We start from the raw sequence: 19,583 nt of genomic DNA on the forward strand, positions 1-19,583 counted from the left end.
AAAAGCAGGTGAAAAACTTACTTAAGCATTGCCTGATGGACTGTATTCCAAAATTACATCCGTCATGAGCATCCAAAAATCTAAAAATCCAATTATCTAAAAATCTAAAATCAAATCACTCCCATTTTCTGCATTAAGAAAGTGGCGCTTTTATTTTTACAAATTCCGTTGCGGAGTTTATAGTCAAAGTGTAAGTCGTTATTCTGAATTTCGACTTCAAAACACTGGTTGGTTAAAGTCTCAGGATATTCGTTAGTAGTCAGGCAAACTTCGATATCGTGTGTTGCAATTGCTCCGATTGCTTTTTTGGCAATTATCTTTTTTACTACCTCGATGGTTCCGTTTCGCTTATCATCTGAATTGGTTCCTCTTAAAATTTCATCCAGCAAAACAAATGCGGGCTGTTCTTTCAGCGCATCCATAATCTGTTTCAAACGCTTGATTTCAGCAAAGAAATACGATTCACTATCCGCCAGCGAATCCGACAATCTCATCGAAACCAATACGGGCAATGGATGGATAGTAGCTTCTGAAGCACAGACTACGGAACCTATTCCGCCTAAAACCATATTAACGCCCAGGCTTCTCAAAAAAGTACTTTTACCGGACATATTCGAGCCGGTTAAAATCATAAACGACTGGGGATAAAAATCAGTATCATTCCCTACTCTGCTCGCCGGATTCAATAAGGGGTGTGCTAAATTTTTAAAACTGATCTTATAGTCGGAATTTATGTCAGGGAAAACAAAATCTGTATTATTATAAGCCAGATTGGCCAGACTGTTTAAGGCTTCCACTTCTCCGATAATTGAAATCCATTGTTCGAGTTCGGCAGCATAATTATCTTTCCATTTTAAAAGTGCCTTTAGAACATGAAGGTTAAACAAAAAAGTGCCGTTGAAAACAATTGCCGTCACAAAGTTGTTAATGGTATCCATTCGGGAAAACAATTCAGATAACTGCTTTAAGTGTACACTGGCCGTTGCATTCCTGAAGATCAACTGTTGTTGCAGGCCAATTAGCTTTTTGGACTGAAACGTTTCCTTCTCAATTTTTTCAACCAGCAAGCTGTACTGCTTAATGATTTTATCAACGTTGTCTGCTTTCGCTATTTCAGATTGAATTCTCTTAAACGACTGTCCTAAAACAATCATATTCGCTATAAAAACATATGTCAGATAAGATAACAATATCGTATTTGAAGTAAAAAAATAAGCTGCTAAAATTCCAAAAAACAATACTGGCAACAAAAAAGACACTATAACTAAGACTTTAGGTAAAAAGTTATTTTTAAATGAATTCCAATGCATTATTGAGTCATAAGAATTTTTTGAGTCATTGCTGATAATGGCTAAAGCCAAAAAATCCTGTCTCCAGTCGATTTTGGTTTTTAGTTCGTTTACAGCTTCCTGATTTTCTAAGATCGTTTCATTTGGCAGTGTATGCAACATTTGATTCGCAAGCGTTTTTTTTCCGATAAAAGTCGCTGTCCTGTTTAAATTCTGAAATAAGGAATGTTCTCCAAAAATATCCAGATCATAGGCATACGGATGATGAAAATCATTAAATTCAATACCATTCTCAAATGGAAGTTTTTCTTTTTTCAGAAAAGCTATTTCATTTTCGTTAATTTTTAAGATAGCGGTTGTAAGCTGTTTTTGAAAAGATAACCGGGAATGTATTTTCATTAAAAAAATAAAACCAACAAAAGACAGAAATGCAAAAGCAACATAGGGAATTTCATTTGTTTTGATATAATAAAACAGGAATATCAAACATAGAAAAACACTTAAAAGACGTAAAATACTGATGCTGTTGTATCTTTTATTGATTTTATAAAAAAGTTCTGAATACTGTGTAAGCTTATTTTGGTAGAAATCCATTTTTTTGATTTGATGAAATACAAATATAGGTTTTACACCGCAAAATCAGCTTTCAAAATGTACAGAAATTAATCCTCGTGCATAATCAAAACAGGGACAGGCACCTGCTTTGAAATCTTTTTGGTAAAGCTGGAATCAAATAAGCTTTCAAAGAAAGAACGTTTATGTGTAATCATGGCCAAAACATCGATATCTTTATAAAGCACAAAATCAAGAATTGTTTCCTTTACTTCATCACCTGGCAAAACCAGAAACTCAACATTTTCGCCTGCAAATTCTCTCTCCCATTCTTTAACAGTACTTTCGGAAACATCGGAATCAGAGGTTTTAACGTAAAGGCTTTTTACCCTGGCATTGGTTTTTTTAGCGATATTTAATATTTTTCTCAATTCTTTCTTGTCTTTTTCACGATAACGGGTTGTAAATCCGATTATTTTGATTTTTTTAAAGTTAGCATCAACAGGAACGCATAAAACAGGTACTTCTACCCCGGAAATTACGGAACTGGTATTTGATCCCAGAAAGAACTTCGTCCAGTCAGAAACGCCGGTTGTTCCCATAATTACAAAATCAATTTTATCTTCTTCAACGGCATTTTTTAAATTGTAGAGTAAATCTCCGTCCATTAAGCGATGTTTGATTACGATATCTTCTAAATTTCGTTCCATAGCGATGGTTCTCAGTTTTGGGATTTCATCTTTGAACATCTCAAAGTTCGCTAATTCGATAGAACTGTAAATGGACGCATAATTTGCAGGGAAGAACTGGCTGTCGTAAACGGGAATCTCAAAGGTGTGTAACAAAATAAGTTCGGCGTTGACAATTTTCGCAAATTCCAAAGCATGAACAAAGGCATTCGTTGCAGCTTCGGAAAAATCGGTAGGGAATAATATCTTTTTCATTTTGTTTCAGTTTTATAAGTTGTTCTCTCAAATTTAATCATTCTAAAGTCAAACTAACCTGACAATTATCAGTAATTTAACATTTACTTTTTTAATTCAAAAAAACGTTTTCAGTTGCAGAAAATCAGTTTGTAAATCCAACAAAGTGCCCCAACCATCAGTTCGCAATTTTGACCCTTTTTTTATACCTTTGCCTCATGATAAATCAAGATTCTATAGTTGCCCTGGCGACACCTTCGGGAGCCGGTGCCATTGCCATCATTCGAATATCAGGCTCCGATGCGATTACTATCGGAAGCTCTGTTTTTAAATCTGTTAAAGACAAAGATTTAACGAAGCAGAAAACACATACCCTGCATTTAGGCCACATTGTTGACGGCACTAAAACGCTCGATGAAGTTTTGATTTCCGTATTTAAAGGCCCTAACTCTTATACTGGCGAGAATACCGTAGAAATCTCCTGTCACGGATCTACATATATCCAACAGCAAATTATTCAGCTGTTATTGAGAAAAGGCTGCCGAATGGCTGATGCCGGAGAATTTACCCTGAGAGCGTTCCTAAACGGGAAACTGGATTTATCCCAGGCAGAAGCTGTAGCCGATTTAATTTCATCAGACAATGAAGCTTCCCACCAGATTGCCATGCAGCAAATGCGCGGCGGTTTTAGCAATGAAATTGCAAAGCTAAGAGAAGAGCTTTTGAATTTTGCTTCCCTAATTGAACTGGAACTGGATTTTGCGGAAGAAGACGTAGAATTTGCCGACAGAAGTCAGTTTCATGAATTATTAAACCGAATTGAATTTGTCCTGAAACGTTTAATTGATTCGTTTGCGGTTGGGAATGTTATTAAAAACGGAATTCCGGTTGCAATCGTAGGAGAACCCAATGTCGGAAAATCGACTTTACTTAATGCTTTACTTAATGAAGAGCGCGCTATTGTTTCTGATATTGCGGGAACTACACGTGATACTATAGAAGACGAACTAGTCATTGGCGGAATTGGTTTCAGGTTTATCGATACGGCCGGAATTCGGGAAACGAAAGATGTTGTAGAAAGTATCGGAATTAAAAAAACCTTCGAAAAAATAGAACAGGCACAGGTCGTGATCTATTTATTTGATGGTATCAAGTTTCAGGTTTCAAGTTCTGAATTTGTTTCTGAAATTGAACAGATTAAGAACAAATATCCTTTAAAGCCTTTATTAATTGTTGTTAATAAAAAAGATATTTTATCTGTTAATGAAGTTTCAAATATTACAGATAAACTCGAAAATTTAAATGCAAAGCTTTTATTGATTTCAGCGAAAGAGAAAATCGGGGTTGAGGATTTGAAAAATGAATTGCTTTCTTTTGTAAACACGGGAGCCCTTCGTAATAATGAGACAATTGTTACCAATACAAGACATTATGATTCATTACTAAAAGCATTAGAGGAAATACAAAAAGTAAAATTTGGTCTTGAAACGAATCTTTCGAGCGACCTGATGGCTCTTGATATACGCGAAGCTTTATACCAATTCGGGCTTATTACCGGCCAGGTTTCGAATGATGAGTTATTGGGAAATATTTTTGCTAATTTCTGCATCGGAAAATAGCACGACAAAATAACGCAAAACAACAATAAACGAGTTAAAGTATGATAAACATATTTTAACTCGTTTGTTTATAAAATTAGTTTTAAATGAAACCCTGTAAAAGTCAGCCACGGGTTTGACTTCAAAAGCATACTAGATACTATGAAAATGAAACAAATTACTTATTGAATATTTTGTTGTTTACAATTTCTTTTTAGCAGTTTCTTGACTGAAAATGGCAGGGAACGTTTTGCGGACGAACGTGGCGATTTTCACGACAAATATTCATACGAAGCAAACACTTCAAATTTACGAAAAACTGTTAGACGAAGCACAAAACCGCCACTTGCCAAACAGATTGTTTGGATTAATGGTTTATTCCTGCCATTGTCACCCTTCTGTTTGGCTTTTAGGGCAATATGTTTCTGTTTCCTTATTTGACATGCTGTTGTTCCAGCCATTTTATAATTACCTGGGTTGTTTCCTCTGGCTTTTCCTGCTGAATCCAATGACCGCAATCTAAACTAACAATATCCAAATTAGGAACGATATTTTTTAGGTTTTCAGACTTTGGAATCATATCCTGCTCACCATATATCATAAGGGTCGGTTGAGGAATGATTGGGGTTACGTTCGCTAATAAATGCCAGTTTCTATCAAGGTTTCTGTACCAATTTATACTTCCTGTAAACCCTGATGATTTGAAGGCAGAAATGAAAACAGATAGTTCGTTATCGTTCATTAAGGCTTCTCCATGTGGTTTTTCTGCTCTTGCAAGATTTATCATTAACATTCCTGGCTCTGGTGGTGTGAGAGGCACGTTTTTTCGAAATATGTTACTGAGAAATTGGGATGCGTTTTCATTCATGATCGCATCTGCTACCCCTATTTTTCTATTGAAGTGAACAAAATAAAAGTCTTCCCCAAATATTGCTTCCATACATTCAATCCATGGCTGTTCTCCACGTTCTTGATAAGGCAAAGCCAAGTTTATTACTTTATTTACTCGTTTAGGATGTAAAAGAGCCAGGCTCCAAACAACATTTGCACCCCAGTCATGGCCAACAAAGGTGGCATCCTTGTAACCAAAATGGTCGAGTAGTGCGATAAGGTCACCCGTCAAGTGTTCGATGTCATAAGCTGTTATTTCGGTTGGACGAGATGAGTTACCATAGCCCCTCTGGTTTGGAATGATGACATGATAGCCCGCTGCAACAAGTGCCTGCAGCTGATAACGCCAGGAAAAAGCATGCTCCGGAAAACCGTGACATAGTACAATGGGTTTTCCAGTATTTTGTTTACCAGCTTCAAATACTTCCAACTCTATACCATTTACTGAAATCAAGGAAGGCTTTGGAAATTCGTTTGGATTAAATCCTCCGTTCATTACGTTTGTCATTTTTATTTCTTTTAAAGATTTATTAATGATGCAAACTTATTTCAGCTATGCGACAGCCTTATGTCAGGGGTCAAAAATAAATTAATGATTTTTTTCAAAATACTCTTGTAAGGTTATTTTGTGAGGTTCAAATTTCTCATCAAGAATTTCTAACTTATCAATTCTGTCCAAACGAAAAAAACGAAATTCATTTCTTAATCGGCAAAAGGCAACCAACAACCAATTTTCGGTGCTTAGCAACGCAAATGGTTCAATATTACGGGTTGTGGTTTTATTTTGTTCATTGGTGTATTCAATTTTTGTTATACGGAAATTTGTCAAGGCAAATTGTAAGTCAGATAAATGACTGCTGTTTCTTTCGCGATTGTTATTTTGATCAAATCGTACTCTTTCTGAAAGTAAGTTCGCTCTGTCTTGTATGTTGTATTTTAAGACCGCTTTTACTTTTTCAACGGCTTCGGTATAATCTTTAATAAATGAGGTGTCTTTGTTTTGAAAAACCAATTGTTCCGCAGTAATTAGCGCATTTGCTTGTGCTTCTGTGAACATTATGGGCGGAACTTTGTAACCCTCCATTAGTGAATAGCCTCTCCCTTCTTCTGTAATTATTGGAACTCCTGCTTGTTCCAAAGTTCTGATGTCCCGATAGATTGTCCTAACACTCACATTGAACTTTTCTGCTAGTGTTGTCCCAGTCAAAAGTCGTTTCGTTTGTAATTGCGTAAGAATTGCTGTCAGTCTTGAAAGTCGTTTAATATCGTTGTCGTTCATTTATTTTGTCTGACTGTTAATGTTTGCAGGTTTGCTCTTGGCATATTACCGCTAACGTTCTGGTATTACAGCGGGTTTGGGACTAAAGTAAGCCCATTCTTCGGATGTGCCACCCGAGCGAAGCGAACAGACGAAGTAAATCATCCCAAATACAAAACTAACTTTCCATTAAGCCTATTGTCAAAATCCGTTGTAGTAGTTGTTCGCAGCAGTTTTTTTTATCTCTTACTATTGATTTTTACATACCATAAACTTTGATATCTTCCACCATACAAGTCTTCTGGATATTCAAAGGTCATTCTTCCATCACGATATGTTGCTCTAGTTTTTTTCTCGTCAATTTCGAACTCTACAATCGATTCCGGTACTTTTTCTCCCAAGTTATTTTCGACTGTTTCACACGAAATGATCGACCATTTCCCAACATTTTCAACTTTTAGTTTGGTTTCATAGAGAGCTAGTGTATTGTCCGCATAGAGTTTCATATGACGTATTGCAATTGTTCCTTTCGTTGAATCTCTTATTTCAATACCTTTTTTTTCAGTTTCATATTCACCAATCATTTTATCACTTTCTTTGCATTTAGAACAACCAACAGTGATTATCTGGAAGAGTACTACAAAAAAATAAAAAGATCTTTTCAATTGCATTTTTTCCAGATTTTATAGGTTTTAAAGTTGTTGCTAACCTTATTTATATGCGTGATAACACCACATAAAGCCCTCCAAATTTGGGTAGATATATGTGATAACTTCATAAATTATTTATTTTCAAATATATATTTTTTTCACTACAAATTATCAAAAGGAGTTATAATTAATTGATGGTTTTGGCCTTATAGAAGTGGATATGCAAACAAAAAGCAGAAGAAAATAAAATGTGCTTTCTAAAATGCTGTAATAATCCAAGTTAATCTGGTTACTTTTTTGAACGTCTGCCACTACTCTCTTCAAAATTCAATAAACCACTACACTTTATTAATTTTTATAAATTTGAATCAACCATTGGACTAATGTCTCTTATTTGAACTCCGGAATTCTGAGGAGCAAAAAAGATTTTTAATATCAATTGCATAATTCCCGTTATGGCAATCATTCAAATCCCTGCTAAAAATAATTAACTTTTTTATCAAAAAAGCCTAATACCAACAGGTATTAGGCTTAACTTCAAAAATAAGATTATTCAAACGGATTGAATAGTTGAATTACAACTTAAAACAAAAATTAACTTTTAATTCCATACATTAATTTTTCAATTTTAGACTGTGCAATTTCAGGATTAGCTCCAGGTGCTTCAGCTACTAAAGCGCCTACTGCGCAGGCAAAGTCGATAGCATATTGAGGTTCTTTTCCAATAAGTAATGATGTAATCAAAGCTGCTAAAAATGAATCACCCGCGCCTACTGTATCGGCAACTTCAACAGGGTAACCTGCATTTTCAAAGATTTGACCATTCCACATTAATAAAGCTCCATGTTTACCTCTGGTGACACACATTGCAGTTACTTTGGTTCTTTCTGCAATAAATTGCATATTGTCTTCTAAACTTACAGAAGGTGATTTCATCTCTTGGGTAATCTCCAATAATTCTTCGTCATTGAACTTAATGAAATCCGAAGAGTGCATTAATTGCTCCAGCATTTCATAAGAATAATGCGGTTTTCTTAAATTAACATCAAAAACCTTATAGGCTTTTGTCTGAAGCAATTCTTCCAAAGATTTCCTTGAAATCTCATCCCTGCAAACCAGACTTCCATAAATCAGAACATCGGCATCTAATGCTGTTTTCTTTGCAAAATCGTTTAATACAATCTTATCCCAAGCCGATGGATAACTGATTTCATAGCTTGCAGAGCCGCGTTCGTTTACCGTCACGTTTACCAAACCCGTTGGAAATTCCTCTGATTCAATAATTGCAGCTGTTTCCAGGCCTAAACTTTTTACCTGATCTATAATTGCCTTTCCATCTTCATCATGTCCTACACAGCTAATCATGGCTACTTCGCAGCCTAGTGTTTTCATGCGCAGTGCTACATTGAGCGGTGCGCCGCCAATCTTTTTTTCATTGGCAAAAACATCCCAAAGCACTTCTCCGTAGGCCACTGCCCTAAGGTTTTTTCCATTATTCATTCTAAAATTATTTTATATTAATGTTATTCTGGTCTTGTAATCTGAAGATTAGAAAAAGTACTGTTCTGCCCTTCCGCAATTAATCCCCATTTGTTTTGGTCTCTACCGTAAATACGATTTGTTAAAGCTGTTTTTCCGTTAATGTAAAGTACTACAACGCTTCCTTCGGTAATTATTTCAATATTATATTTGGTATTGACCTGAAATTGAAATGGCATCCCGGTTACTTCCTGTGTTGCAGAGTTATACCCTGTAACTTTACCTTTTGCGATATCAAAAACAATCTTATAATAACTTCCGGCATCATTGGTATGAAAAACAAATCCTGTAGTTCCGGCCTCATTAGAAAATGTAACTTCTGTTTTTATTTTGGCTTTTTTACCTGCAGCCTTAAAAGTCAGCATTGCTTTTTCTGTTGTGCCTGATAAAGTATAAGTCCTATTATTTGCTGTTACATTTGCTGTCATCGCATCAACTTCGACATTCCCGCTTTTTTTAGAAAATAAATCTTTAACAGCTTGTGGTGCCTGAGTTGCTAATGTTCCATCGGTATTTTGAATGAGTTCATGAATCACCATATTCCCCGCCCAATCTTTATTTCCTAAATCATTTTCGGGTGTTTTTCTGGCATTCCATCCAAAAACATATCTTTTATTTCCGTCAGAAGCTGTTTTTCCGGCATAGAAATATTCTCCGTCAATCTTATCTTTTTCAGGTTTGATCCAGGGTCCATTAATAGAATTTGCCATTCTGTAATGCGTGCCTTTATCACTACTCCAGTTTTCAGAGAACATCAAATACCACTGATTCCCCATTTTAAAGATATCAGCGCATTCCATCATCAAATAATTGTCCTCTGGTGTTGTCGTATAAATTGGCGCCTGAACATCCCATTTTCCGGATGCCGGATCAGCAGTTGTAAAATGAAGTAAAACCGCTTTTCTGCCTGGCGCTGTCTGTGTACTAACCAACATTGAGTACTTTTTTAGCTCATCATTATAAAAAACATGAGGATCCCTGAAATCATAATCATAATATCCTGCCGGTGCTGTAATTTTAAAAGCAGGCAGTTTTGTCCAGTTTTTCAAATCAGAACTTGTAGCGCACAAAACACTTTCTCTGGCATTGGATTGTACAAAAGCGGGCGCTTCATTGTGTCCTGTGTAATAAAAGTAATAAATACTACCCACTTTTACCACTGATCCCGTGCCAATAGCAAAATCAGGATCAATCGTTTTTCCATATGGAATCATTTGCCCTTCGTAGGTAAAATGAGCCAAATCTGTACTTAAATATTCATGGATATCATGAAACCCTTTTCCTGCAGGTTTATTTTGTGCATCATGAAGGAAATAAATATGGAATTTTCCGTTGTCGAAAAAAGGCATAATATCTCCGGTATAACCCGCACTGTAATAGGGATCACCTGCCCCCATCCACTGAGCGGGCGGAACAGGGAAAATGCTTGTTATCTCAGAATTGCCTCCTGAAACAGAGCCTCCAATATACTTATCGTCCTGGCTACAGGAAACAAGTGAAAAGAAAACGCAGGCTATTGTCAATATATTGTTTCTATATTTCATTTTTGTTGATTTCAGGATAGATTAATTTTTAGCCAGATAATTGATACTATTTTGTGTTAAAAGCCTGATATTACCGATAAATTCATTTGCCTGACTTGGAACACCGCTGCTGTTGGTTTCGTTATACCAATCATAAGCTCCCATAGAAATGACAATTACATTTTTATTGGTTCCGGTATTTGGGAACTCCGCTATGGTCACTCTTCCATCAAGATTATTATCCCAGGCTTCGCTCGCTAAGTTGGTTCCGCCGGTTTGGTTTCTCCAGCCTTCTCCATTAACATATCCGCCCCATTCCGGTACAAACCACCAGGCAGTGTGATTTAGTCTGAAAGTGCCGCTTTGCAATAAATTTGCTTTTCCGCTTTCATAGGTGGTCAGTCCTTCAAAAATGGGGTGATTCTCGTGACCTTTAAAAGACATTCCCCAGGAATTTCCATCAACAAATCCATTTGGCGGAAAATCTCCAAAAACATTATTCGGTCCTTTTCCTGAAGGAACAATTCCTAAAGCATCTACATATTGTGAAGCAAAAGAGGTCAAAAATAAATTTCCTCCGTTAGCCCTGAAATTCTTTAAGGCTGCAGTAACGGCAGGTTTATAGGCAATTGCCGGTAAATTAGCTGCAGCGTCAAAATGCCACCAGATTACATCGATACCGCTTAAATCTGCACCGTTTTCAATACTAGTAAACGAAATGTATTTTGCTCCGCTAAAAGTGGAAAAGAACCAGTCGGCGGCAGTAATTTCATCCAGATTGGTAATTTCGGCTCTCGTTGCGGCAGTCCCTAAAAAAGCAACCACTAAACCGGTTACCGGAACCCCGACATTAGCGGTATAATTCACACTTTTTCCGTTAGAAGTTATGACAAAAGTCACTGCATTTGTAAAATCAACTGTGGCACCGGAAGCAGGCGAAACAGAAACACCTTCCGTTACTTCGATAACTGGTTTTAAAGCGATTAAATTAGTGCCTTCCGGTAAGGTCATGACAATGGTTTTGTTTACATCGTTTACTGTCGCTGCAACTCCATTAATGGTAAAACTTTTAATTGGACTTAAAACTACCGTCGTTACAGTATAGTCCTTAAACAAATTACCATTGACAACTCTAAACTTGACCGGATTTGTAAAATTGACCGGCGCTGTTACATTAAGATTTGATGTTGCTCCGGTTTCCAGAACCATTTCAGGTTTTACGGCTGTAATGTCAGATCCATAAGGCATTGTAATAGTAATATTTCCTGTTTTCTGGTCGATTTTACCTGCTACTCCATTTATTTTAAAAGAAGTAACATCAGAAGGTGAATTGACATCAAAACCGCCATTCTCAAAACTGTTTTCGCAGGCCGTAATTGTAAAAAACACTGCCAGTATCAAAGACACTCTTGCCCAATTTTTATATATAAATTTTCTCATGTGAATGTTCTTAAAGTAGATTAATAACCAGGATTTTGTTTGTATAATCCCTGACTGAAATTAATTTGTTTCAACGGAATTGGACAATATTCTTCTTTATGCGCATCAAAAAATGCATCCTGGTAATAGGTGCGTTTTGTTTTCTCTTCAGCGTAAAAATCATTCATCACCTGATCTGTAACACCCCATCGAACAAGGTCAAAAAAGCGGTTTCCTTCCATAGCCAATTCTAAACGACGTTCGAAACGCATTGCTTTTCGGGCAAAATCCTGTGTCCAGCTGCAATTAACCCCATCTTCGTACGTATTGATTTTAAAATTGTTTACATACGGAAGTCTTCCTGTACTTTGGGCTGCTCTTTCTCTAATCTGATTGATTAATGGCAAAGCTTCGGCTTGTCTTCCTAATTCAATCAAAGCTTCGGCACGCATTAAAATCACATCGGCATAACGAATCTGAATTCTGTTTTTTGAATTTCCGTAAAACGGATCAATGTTTACCACACAGCTGCAGTTTGGCGCCACATTTTCTTTTAATGAAGCAAAATAACCGTAAGTTCCCGGAGATCTCACCCAGGCCTCCACATATAGAAATTCAGGATCATATTTGTAAGGCAGTCCCGGCATGGCAACGGTATGGTACAATCTTGGATCAACGGTATTGGCATCTATATTTTTATAATCAAAATCCTCGTTATTATAGGTGTCAAATTCCGGTAACCCATTTGTACCTGTTTTAAAAGCATTTACTAAATTTTGACTTGGTTTGTGAAAATCACAGCATCCTAAACCTTGTGGAGTTGACAATACATCTGAGAAATTTAATCTTCCGTATAAAGTTCCATCGTTGTCTGAGAACCGAATCGAGAAAATAGATTCGGGTCCGTTTTCAAAAGTTCCCGGTAAAAAGTTAGTGGCAAAATCAGGCTCCAGACTAGCTTTTCCGATTAATTTGTCTGTCGCTGCAATTACTTCCTGTAAATGCTGCTGATTGATTCCTGTAACCTTATAAGTTTCATCTTGCGTATAAGCCTGATACAAACGGGTTTTTGCCAGATAAGCATAGGCTGCTTTTTGAGTAGCACGTCCAACCTGCGGCTGAGTTTCCGGTAAACCATCGGCAGCAGCCTGAAAATCCCCGGCAATTTTGTTCCAAAGATCTTCGTTAGAAAATGCTTTATTGGAGATTGTTTTATACTGTTCTACCGGAATGTCTTCTGTGATATAAGGAACATCTCTGAACATAATTTTCAGCATGAAATAAAAATGTCCTCTTAAAAATCGCATTTCAGCCATACGTCTTTTCTTAAGCGGATAATCGGCTTCTGAAATTTGCCCCAATGCTTTCAATGCTTTATTCGCCCTTGAAACGCCCACATAGCTGATGTACCAGAAATTATCCAGTTCTCCGAAATCAGGCCTGATATTATTGGAAACCTCAAAAAAGTGAAAATCCTGAATGTCGTTGGTACCGCTTCCGCCTTTATAAGCATCATCTGAACGAACATTCCCAAATGGCCATAAACTGTAAGGTGAATCATAGTGGTCGTTTCCTAATTGTGCATAGGCCGCATTCATAAATCCTTCAACTGACTCAGGGGTCACAATATCTTCTTCAGATAAAACTCCGCGAGGATTTTCTTCAAGAAAATCAGAGCAGGAACCAAAGATTCCCATTGCTACAAATCCTGCTATATATAGTATTTTTTTCATTTTTTTTGATTTAATCTTTATAAAGTAAAATTAAGACCAGCCGTAAAAGTCGTCGGCTGCGGGTATCCAAATCCTGCATTTTCAGGATCTACACCAGTAAAACTTTTTGCATCAATAATCAATAAGTTTTGTCCGCTGATGTATAATCTAAAGCTTTCCAAATTGATTTTTTTCAATAAATTCTTTGGCAAACTGTATCCCAGCTGCAAGACACGCAGTTTAAGATAGTCGCCATTTTCTACATAATACGTTGAAAATCTTGACTCTCCATTCTTATCAACTGTCGTTAAAGCCGGAATAGTGGAATTTGGATTATCTAAAGACCACGCGTTTAATAATCGTGTTCCTTTGTTTGAACCGATGTCATCCACACTCCAGAAATCGGTTTGATATTTGGTATTATTAATCACGTCAACATCACTTGCTCCTTCCCAGAAAGTAGTGAAATCCCAATTTTTATATCCTAAACCTAAATTAAATCCGTAAGTCAATCCCGGATTTGGATTTCCTATCCAGGTACGATCTTTAAGATCCGGAGTAATCACTCCGTCTCCGTTTAAATCTTTGTAACGAATACGTCCAAGGCCTTTTCCTTCCTGAATAGGCGAATTGTCTACTTCTTCCTGAGTTTTAAATAAACCATCAGCAACGTAACCGTACATAGAGTTAATTGGACGTCCCAGAATATTATCATTTAATCCGTCTCCCCCATAATTATTTATTACTTCAGCTGGTAATTTTGTGATCTTATTCTTGTTTGCCGAAATATTTCCGGAGATATCATATTTCAGTCCAAATGAAGTTTCATCGTGATATCCCAGAGTTATTTCCCATCCTTTATTTTCCATCGATGCTCCGTTTACCCAGCGATCTCCACCTTCTCCAATTACGGCTAAATAAGGCGGTAAAACCAGAATATCTTCTGTTTGCTTGATATAATAATCAACAGAACCGCTTAATTTTTGCCTGAATAATCCGAAATCCAGACCAATATTAGTTTGAGTCGTGGTTTCCCATTTCAAATCATCATTTTTGGATTGGGTTGCGATGAAACCTGATGGGAGTAATCCGTTTCCGTTTCCTGCAATGTCGTACGCTGTTCCGTAAGAAGTTGCCCAGGTCGGGCTTCCTCCTGCATAACTGGCCAAATACAAACTGTAAACAGCTGTATTGCTGATTTCCTGATTTCCGGTCTGTCCCCATCCTGCCCTTAATTTTAAATCAGAAAAAACAGGTGCACTATCTTTAATAAAATTTTCATTAGAAATTCTCCATCCTGCTGAAACTGCCGGAAAGGTCCCGAATTGATTGTTTTTACCAAAACGAGAAGAACCATCACGGCGAATTGTAGCCGAAACTAAATAACGGTTATCGAATTCATAATCTGCTTTTCCAAAATAAGACAGCAGTGAATATACTGTTGAAGTACCACTTGTAAACGATTCTCCTGTTCCTGCATCAGGATACATATAGTCAGGCGTTTCGATCAAAAAATCATTTTTACGTAAAGTTGTGGTCTCAAAAGTATCTTTATACATCTCGGTTCCTGCCATTAAATTCAAATTGCTTTTTCCGAAATTCAAACTATAAATAGCCGTATTGGTCCAGGTCCATTTATCACTTACGGACTGATCTATTGTAACCGATGTCTGATCGTTTTGCAAATAACCGGACTGGTAACTTCTTTGCAGCGTACGCTTTTTATAAAACCCGTAATCGATACCAAAACTGCTTTTGATATGAAGGTTTTTAATAAGCTCCAAATCGGCATACATATTTCCGAAAAGACGTAAATAATTATACTTATTGTCTTTGTTATATTCTAAAAGACGAACCGGGTTTTGTCTGTCATTCATTCCGCCAACTGGTCCTCCCCATCCTTTTCCGTCAACCGTACGTACCGGAATAATCGGCAAAGCACGGAGTGCCGGATCTAAAACGCCCGGATCTGTCACTTCATTGGTACGATTGAAACTAAAGTTTTCCCCAATAACCAGTTTACCGCCAAAATACTTATAAGAACTATTCATTCGGGCAGAAATTCTTTCAAAATCAGTTGTTTTTACAACACCTTCATTTCCATAATATCCCATAGAAAAAACGTAGCTTCCTTTGTCTGATGCATTAGAAACGGATAAATCATACGACTTTGCGACTCCGGTTTGCGAAATTGCATTGTACCAATCGGTATTCGATGCTTTCAAAGTCTGAGCAGCATCTAAATATTCAGGAACCAAAACTTTGTTTAATTGTGGTTTGTTGTTAGTAACAGACCAGTCAAATTGGTAACGTAAATTATTGTTATTCGGATTTAATCCGTCGTTGATATTTGCCTGCCATAAAGCCTGGCCAAACTGATTGGCGTTTAACACCTCAAGCTTTCTTGAATAATCAGAGAAAGACGTATAAGTGCTAAAATTGATTCTCATTTTACCTTCTTTTCCTTTTTTGGTTGTAATGATAATTACTCCGTTTGAAGCACGGGAACCGTAAATACTCGCCGAAGAAGCATCTTTTAAAACCTGAATGGTTTCAATATCATTCGGGTTCAGTTCATGCATTCCTGATTTAGTCGGCATTCCGTCAATCACATAAAGAGGATCCGTGTTGTTTAAAGTTCCGACACCGCGAATGACCACTTTGGTATTAGAACCGCTTGGAGATCCGTCAGAAGATACTTTTACCCCCGCTACCCTTCCCTGCAGCGCTTTAATCGGATTTGGTTCTGTCTGTTTCATGACTTCCTTCACGTTTACAACAGCAACTGCACCTGTAATATCCGTTTTCTTTTGTTTGGAATATCCTGTTACGACAACTTCATTAAGTTGGTTGTTGTCTACTTTTAAAGTTACGCTTACTGTTTTTTGCCCTTTTACGGAAATGGATTGTGGTGCATATCCGATAAAAGAAACAACAATTACAGCATCTGAATTTATATTCCCGAACGAAAAATTCCCGTCAAAATCTGTTACGGTACTGGTATTTGTACCCGAAATCAGTATAGTGGCTCCCGGAAGCGGCATTCCGTCATCTGACGAAATTACTGTTCCTTTAATCCCGCTTTCCTGCGCTGTCATCATCAGCATTGGAAAGAAGAAAAACAGAAAATAAATAATTTTACTTTTCATGAGGTTAGTGGTTTTTAGTTAGTTTATATTTAATTGGTTAATTACGAGGTCGCTCAGCTCCACTCCTTCGTTTGAAGAAACTGACAGAGACGTAAATGGCTGGTTTGTGAAAAAGATTTCGGTGATTACTTTTTCGCCATTATTGTAAAATAGTTCAATAGAGGTTTTGTCTAAAATGATTTTAAAAACACCTTCTTTTTGATTTCCTTCTAAAGCCGCTTTGGTAATTGTGGAAGCGAATTTTTCTGAGAAATCGTTTTTTCCTGCCTTCGAACGATCCAGAAATAAATAATGATCTGAATTATTTAATCCGAAAGTCAAAGATTCTCCAATTGCGTTTGAAAGCGTAAAAGTGTACGTATCCGGTTTTAAGTTTTTTAAATTAAAATTGACAATGGCCTGAGTCAAATCGATTTTTCCTGCTTCAACAATTGAAAGTTTTCCTTTTCCTTTCAGGCTTTTTTCCTTGATTGTTTTAGAAACATATTTGTTGATTTCTTTTACAGGATTACTGATCAGACTGTAGTCATTTCCTTTTTTGATCAACTGAATTTCGCGGGCAATTGTAGTGCTGCTTCTCCATGCAAATGTTGGAACATCCTGCGCGTACTCCCAGTTTGACATCCACCCGATAAATAATCGACGACCGTCTGCAACCGGAACATTATTCCAGGTTACGCCGGCATAATTGTCTTTTCCGTAATCAATCCAAACTGCTTTTTCCCGTGCTGTTCTTTTGGCAAAATTGGATTCCAAAGTAAAAGTCGTTCCATCAAAATCTCCAATAAAATATTGCGTTCCGGAACCTCCGTTAGCGCCGCCGGGATTTAAACTCTGTATTAAAACCCATTTGGTTTCATTTGTACCTTTAACTTTTATCGGAAAGAAGTCCGGACATTCCCAAACACCTCCGTGAGCTCCGATATTTTTTCCGAAATCAGAAAGATATTCCCAGTTTTTAAGATCTTTTGATTTGTAAAACTGAGACCGGTCCTGAGCTGCCAAAACTAATATCCATTGCTTACGCGTTTCATCCCAGGTTGCTTTTGGATCGCGAAAATCACGAATTCCGGGGTTTTTCACGACAGGATTTCCTTCCTTAAATTTCTGCCATGTAAAACCATTGTCATTGGAATAAGCAATATCCTGCTGCTCCACATCGATTTTGTTTTCTTTTTCTTTAGTCATATCATGCAGCGTATAAATCGCCACAATTGGGGCCGTTTTGCCAGTACCTAAACCTGACGTATTGTTTATATCAACAACAGCACTTCCTGAAAAAATATATTTGTCGTTGTCCGGATAAATCGCAATAGGCTGCTCTTCCCATTTCACTAAGTCTTTACTAGTTGCATGTCCCCAATGCATTGGTCCCCATTTATTTCCGTCAGGATAATACTGATAGAACAAATGATAGTAACCATTGGCATAAAACATTCCGTTTGGATCGTTCATCCATCCTTTTTTGGGTGTAAAATGAAAGTTAGGACGGTACATTTTTTCTTCTGCAGAAGCTGAAACTGCAGCTTCTGTTTTTTGAGCCACAGCCAGATATGGTTTACAGCCAGCTATTGAAAGTACGAGTGCACTATAAAATGTCAGCGATAGATGTTTCTTTGATTTCATTTTTTTTGATATTTTTTTTGGTTAGGTTTTCACTTAATACTTCTAAGGATATTTCCTTAGTTTCCGGCATTATAAAAATGACAAACAGTAGCTGCAATACCATCATGAGTGTAAAAATTAAGAATACGACTTCCGGACCAATTTCTGAAAACAGCATCGGAATTAAAGAGGGGATAATTGCTGCCAAAACCCAATGTACCGAACTTCCAAAAGCCTGACCCGATGCACGAATGTGATTTGGGAAAATTTCTGAAATAAAAACCCAGATCACTGCTCCCTGGCCAATGGCGTGAGAAGCGATAAATAAGAAAAGGAAAATGGGTACCGATAATCCTCCCCAATTGAAATAAAAGGCTGCCGAGACTAATCCCAAGGAAATAATATATCCAACAGAACCGATGTACATTAACAGCTTTCTTCCTAATTTGTCAATTAATGCTACTCCGATTAAGGTAAAGATAAGATTCGTAATCCCGATTCCGATACTGCTCAACAAAGCTGTGTTTTGTCCTAAACCTGCCTCTTCAAAAATTCTTGGCGCATAATATAAAAAGGCATTGATTCCTGAAAACTGATTAAAAAAGGCAATTAAAAACGCGAGCATTAAAGGGAAACGGTATTTTTTCATGAAGATATTTTCATGTTTCGTTATTCCGTTTTCTCTTGAATCATCCATAATATCGGAAAGACTGGCTGTCGGATCGATTTTGAACAATACTTTACGTGCCTCTTCATCTCTGTTTTTAGACAATAACCATCTTGGGCTCTCCGGAATTGTAAGTATAAAAAGAAGATAAATAAAAGATGGAATAGCCTGCACTCCTACCATCCAACGCCAGGCATTTTCTCCAATATCTTTTAAAAAGTAGTTGGATATAAAGGCAATTAGAATTCCCAATACAATATTAAATTGGTACAAGGCTACTAATCTTCCGCGTTTGTCAGCCGGAGCAATTTCAGAAACATAGGCCGGAGCAGCAATGGTTGAAGCACCAACACCTAAACCTCCAATAAATCTGAAAGCAGCAAATACAAAGGGGTCATTTGCAAAAGCAGCACCTACAGCTGAAATGAAATATAAGATCCCAATCCAGAATAGTGTTTTTTTACGACCTATCTTATTGGTCGGGATTCCTCCAAAAATAGCACCTACAACAGTGCCCCACAGTGCCATTGCCATAACAACAGATCCGTGAAAAGCATCAGATGAATGCCAGAGAAGCTGCAATTGTTTATCAGCTCCAGAAATAACCACGGTATCAAAACCGAATAGAAAACCTGCCAGTGCAGCAGTAACAGACCAAATCAATATCTTGTTCATTGTAGATGTATTAAAAACTTATCGCTAAGATATCCGCAAAAAAAACAACTTATTTTTAATGATGTTACAATTTAATTCTATAAATATTGATAGTTTGACATTTAAACAACAAAAGCTTTATTTACAAGGCTTT

General features: G+C 37.0%; 13 protein-coding genes. 1 reads left to right on the top strand and 12 read right to left on the bottom strand.

What is annotated here, in order from left to right; translation table 11 throughout:
* Window positions 1-110: 110 nt before the first annotated feature.
* Window positions 111-1,883: a MutS-related protein gene (locus tag D0817_RS00110; protein WP_127336363.1), complete on the bottom strand. Its 1,773-nt coding sequence runs from the start codon at window positions 1,881-1,883 to the stop codon at window positions 111-113.
* A gap of 68 nt (window positions 1,884-1,951) precedes the next feature.
* Window positions 1,952-2,785 carry a universal stress protein gene (locus tag D0817_RS00115; protein WP_127336364.1) on the bottom strand — a complete coding sequence of 278 codons (834 nt, stop codon included), beginning with the start codon at window positions 2,783-2,785 and terminating at the stop codon, window positions 1,952-1,954.
* A 197-nt stretch (window positions 2,786-2,982) separates the two neighbouring features.
* On the opposite strand from D0817_RS00115, the gene mnmE reads away from it, so the two are divergent.
* On the top strand, window positions 2,983-4,383 hold the full coding sequence (gene mnmE / locus D0817_RS00120; protein WP_127336365.1) for a tRNA uridine-5-carboxymethylaminomethyl(34) synthesis GTPase MnmE: 1,401 nt from the start codon (window positions 2,983-2,985) through the stop codon (window positions 4,381-4,383).
* A gap of 412 nt (window positions 4,384-4,795) precedes the next feature.
* On the opposite strand, the gene D0817_RS00125 is transcribed toward mnmE, so the two are convergent.
* The 10 genes from D0817_RS00125 to D0817_RS00170 form a co-directional block, all read right to left on the bottom strand.
* Complete coding sequence (locus D0817_RS00125; RefSeq protein ID WP_127336366.1) at window positions 4,796-5,761, bottom strand: alpha/beta fold hydrolase; 966 nt, start codon at window positions 5,759-5,761, stop codon at window positions 4,796-4,798.
* 81 nt (window positions 5,762-5,842) lie between these two features.
* Window positions 5,843-6,532: a helix-turn-helix transcriptional regulator gene (locus tag D0817_RS00130; protein ID WP_127336367.1), complete on the bottom strand. Its 690-nt coding sequence runs from the start codon at window positions 6,530-6,532 to the stop codon at window positions 5,843-5,845.
* A gap of 218 nt (window positions 6,533-6,750) precedes the next feature.
* Window positions 6,751-7,182: a hypothetical protein gene (locus D0817_RS00135; RefSeq protein ID WP_127336368.1), complete on the bottom strand. Its 432-nt coding sequence runs from the start codon at window positions 7,180-7,182 to the stop codon at window positions 6,751-6,753.
* Between the two features lie 573 nt (window positions 7,183-7,755).
* Entirely contained in the window at window positions 7,756-8,661 is a 906-nt protein-coding gene (locus D0817_RS00140) for a carbohydrate kinase family protein (RefSeq protein ID WP_127336369.1), read from the bottom strand.
* Between the two features lie 23 nt (window positions 8,662-8,684).
* Window positions 8,685-10,244, bottom strand: coding sequence for a glycoside hydrolase family 32 protein (locus D0817_RS00145; RefSeq protein ID WP_127336370.1), 1,560 nt, complete (start codon window positions 10,242-10,244; stop codon window positions 8,685-8,687).
* Between the two features lie 21 nt (window positions 10,245-10,265).
* Window positions 10,266-11,663 carry a DUF4960 domain-containing protein gene (locus D0817_RS00150; protein ID WP_127336371.1) on the bottom strand — a complete coding sequence of 466 codons (1,398 nt, stop codon included), beginning with the start codon at window positions 11,661-11,663 and terminating at the stop codon, window positions 10,266-10,268.
* Between the two features lie 20 nt (window positions 11,664-11,683).
* Window positions 11,684-13,375, bottom strand: a complete 1,692-nt coding sequence (locus tag D0817_RS00155) for a RagB/SusD family nutrient uptake outer membrane protein (protein WP_127336372.1) — start codon at window positions 13,373-13,375, stop codon at window positions 11,684-11,686.
* Between the two features lie 17 nt (window positions 13,376-13,392).
* A complete protein-coding gene (locus D0817_RS00160; protein ID WP_127336373.1) occupies window positions 13,393-16,503 on the bottom strand; it encodes a SusC/RagA family TonB-linked outer membrane protein in 3,111 nt (1,036 codons plus the stop codon).
* A gap of 18 nt (window positions 16,504-16,521) precedes the next feature.
* Window positions 16,522-18,129 carry a glycoside hydrolase family 32 protein gene (locus D0817_RS00165; protein ID WP_238160788.1) on the bottom strand — a complete coding sequence of 536 codons (1,608 nt, stop codon included), beginning with the start codon at window positions 18,127-18,129 and terminating at the stop codon, window positions 16,522-16,524.
* Window positions 18,092-19,450 (bottom strand): sugar porter family MFS transporter, encoded by a 1,359-nt coding sequence (locus D0817_RS00170; RefSeq protein WP_127336374.1) that lies wholly within the window; start codon window positions 19,448-19,450, stop codon window positions 18,092-18,094. The genes D0817_RS00165 and D0817_RS00170 overlap by 38 nt, the downstream gene beginning before the upstream one ends.
* Window positions 19,451-19,583: the final 133 nt, after the last annotated feature.

This window comes from Flavobacterium cupreum (assembly GCF_003996965.1).
Taxonomy (GTDB): Bacteria; Bacteroidota; Bacteroidia; order Flavobacteriales; family Flavobacteriaceae; genus Flavobacterium; species Flavobacterium cupreum.

Coding starts and splice junctions, on each gene's coding strand:
- D0817_RS00115 (WP_127336364.1), bottom strand. CDS start 2,785: ATGAAAAAGATATTATTCCCTACCGATTTTTCCGAAGCTGCAACGAAT.
- D0817_RS00150 (WP_127336371.1), bottom strand. CDS start 11,663: ATGAGAAAATTTATATATAAAAATTGGGCAAGAGTGTCTTTGATACTG.
- D0817_RS00110 (WP_127336363.1), bottom strand. CDS start 1,883: ATGGATTTCTACCAAAATAAGCTTACACAGTATTCAGAACTTTTTTAT.
- mnmE (WP_127336365.1), top strand. CDS start 2,983: ATGATAAATCAAGATTCTATAGTTGCCCTGGCGACACCTTCGGGAGCC.
- D0817_RS00170 (WP_127336374.1), bottom strand. CDS start 19,450: ATGAACAAGATATTGATTTGGTCTGTTACTGCTGCACTGGCAGGTTTT.
- D0817_RS00145 (WP_127336370.1), bottom strand. CDS start 10,244: ATGAAATATAGAAACAATATATTGACAATAGCCTGCGTTTTCTTTTCA.
- D0817_RS00155 (WP_127336372.1), bottom strand. CDS start 13,375: ATGAAAAAAATACTATATATAGCAGGATTTGTAGCAATGGGAATCTTT.
- D0817_RS00130 (WP_127336367.1), bottom strand. CDS start 6,532: ATGAACGACAACGATATTAAACGACTTTCAAGACTGACAGCAATTCTT.
- D0817_RS00125 (WP_127336366.1), bottom strand. CDS start 5,761: ATGACAAACGTAATGAACGGAGGATTTAATCCAAACGAATTTCCAAAG.
- D0817_RS00165 (WP_238160788.1), bottom strand. CDS start 18,129: ATGAAATCAAAGAAACATCTATCGCTGACATTTTATAGTGCACTCGTA.
- D0817_RS00140 (WP_127336369.1), bottom strand. CDS start 8,661: ATGAATAATGGAAAAAACCTTAGGGCAGTGGCCTACGGAGAAGTGCTT.
- D0817_RS00135 (WP_127336368.1), bottom strand. CDS start 7,182: ATGCAATTGAAAAGATCTTTTTATTTTTTTGTAGTACTCTTCCAGATA.
- D0817_RS00160 (WP_127336373.1), bottom strand. CDS start 16,503: ATGAAAAGTAAAATTATTTATTTTCTGTTTTTCTTCTTTCCAATGCTG.